The following is a 1,597-nucleotide window of genomic DNA, read 5'->3' on the forward strand; positions in this document are numbered from 1 at the left end:
TGAAAAAGTGCCTTTGTCAAGCTGTCTTTGCGGCTAGACGACAAAAAGGCAGTCCTATCAATTAACTTATTCTGAATTTTGCCAACAAAAAAGATTGTTAGAGACGAGCTAACAATCCAAAACTAAAGATTTTTCGCCTATATTGTAACATAGGGGAGGAAGTTTTGTACTTTTTTTGAAGTTTTCGTATAAAAATATCTCAACATTCTCTTTTTGAGAGTAATAACAGATTGACGCAGTTCTGTGACTATAAGCCGCTCTTGCCGACTAGAGCCAAAGGTCCACTGAAACAGCTTCCTTCCGCACCACTTTCCCACGCTAGTGCTAAAGCAGCTTCTCCATTTCCTCTTATTTGGTTCGCCTGTAAACGGATCAACAGTTTCAAACAATATGAGCTGATTTGCTACTCTATCTTCTTGCAATTGATTTTGAATATACTCGGAGATAACCTTTTAGTTTAGCCTTACCGTGCTCACATAATTCCCTTCTGCCCCAAAATGGCGATTACCATATTTGTATCTCAGATTGGTGTGTTTATCAAACATCATAAAAGCACTATTACCTTTTTAATAGCCCATAAAACTAGCTATACTCAGTTTAGGTGGCATACTAACCAGCATTCCGAACAGGCGTTTGCCACGTGAATTGGAATTCCTCTGCGCTCACACAAATCACGAACATTTTTTCCGATACTTGATTTGTACTTGCCATATAGGATTTGGCGACAATATTTTGGTGCGAAAACGACGTAATATTTACAATTCCAACGTGTATGTGATAAACTTTCATTATACTCTCTCATGAGAGACCTCCTCCGTGATATCCTTGGGTGGGGGGTGGCGGGAACTACTTCTATCTTATCATTTTAGGAAGATTTTTTAATACCACGCTGGAAGCTCCATGGAACTACTAGCATAGCTAGTGTTTTTTGCTTGACAATAAAAAAAAACTGCCAACTACAGTTTTTTTTATACTCCGTACGGGATTCGAACCCGTGTTACCGCCGTGAAAAGGCGGTGTCTTAACCCCTTGACCAACGGAGCAAAAATTTATAGTCCGTACGGGATTCGAACCCGTGTTACCGCCGTGAAAAGGCGGTGTCTTAACCCCTTGACCAACGGACCATAAGTGCTATTCGTTCAACACTCTTATTATTATAGCAGATATATTTTTTTTGTCCAGTCTTTCATTTCATTTTTTATTTAAATATTGCTTTTTTTTTGTTAATTTGATATACTAATGAAACTGAGGTCTCATAGCTCAGCTGGATAGAGCATTCGCCTTCTAAGCGAACGGTCGCAGGTTCGAATCCTGCTGGGATCACTAAAAGAGTCTGGGACAATAATCCCTTGGCTCCAAAAAAAGCAACGGATTTCCCGTTGCTTTTTTGCATGGTTGCGATAGTCTTGGTAAAATAGAATTGCTCAATAAACCATTTAGAAAGGCTATCTCATACATATTCACTATAACACAAATCAAACGACTTTATCACTAGAAATAAGTTTTTTCTTGCCACAAGACCATATTGTCTTTACCATTGAAAAAGTGGTGAATGCCTTGGAAGATAGTCACTTCCACGCTTTCTATCATGAATTTG

3 tRNA genes and 1 pseudogene are annotated in these 1,597 nt (G+C 38.8%); 1 reads left to right on the forward strand and 3 read right to left on the reverse strand.

Going from position 1 to position 1,597, the window contains the following annotated elements:
* Positions 1-341: 341 nt before the first annotated feature.
* The 3 genes and pseudogenes from tnpA to GZ996_RS11585 all read right to left on the reverse strand — a co-directional run.
* Positions 342-802, reverse strand: a pseudogene (gene tnpA, locus GZ996_RS11575) (IS200/IS605 family transposase); the annotation flags it as partial.
* A gap of 169 nt (positions 803-971) precedes the next feature.
* Positions 972-1,043: transfer RNA gene (locus GZ996_RS11580), tRNA-Glu, on the reverse strand.
* A 9-nt stretch (positions 1,044-1,052) separates the two neighbouring features.
* Positions 1,053-1,124 (reverse strand) — tRNA-Glu (locus GZ996_RS11585).
* A gap of 125 nt (positions 1,125-1,249) precedes the next feature.
* Here GZ996_RS11585 and GZ996_RS11590 point away from each other — a divergent pair.
* A tRNA-Arg gene (locus tag GZ996_RS11590) sits at positions 1,250-1,323 on the forward strand.
* Positions 1,324-1,597 lie beyond the last annotated feature (274 nt).

It is taken from the genome of Streptococcus sp. S784/96/1 (assembly GCF_902729355.1).
Classification (GTDB): Bacteria; Bacillota; Bacilli; order Lactobacillales; family Streptococcaceae; genus Streptococcus; species Streptococcus caledonicus.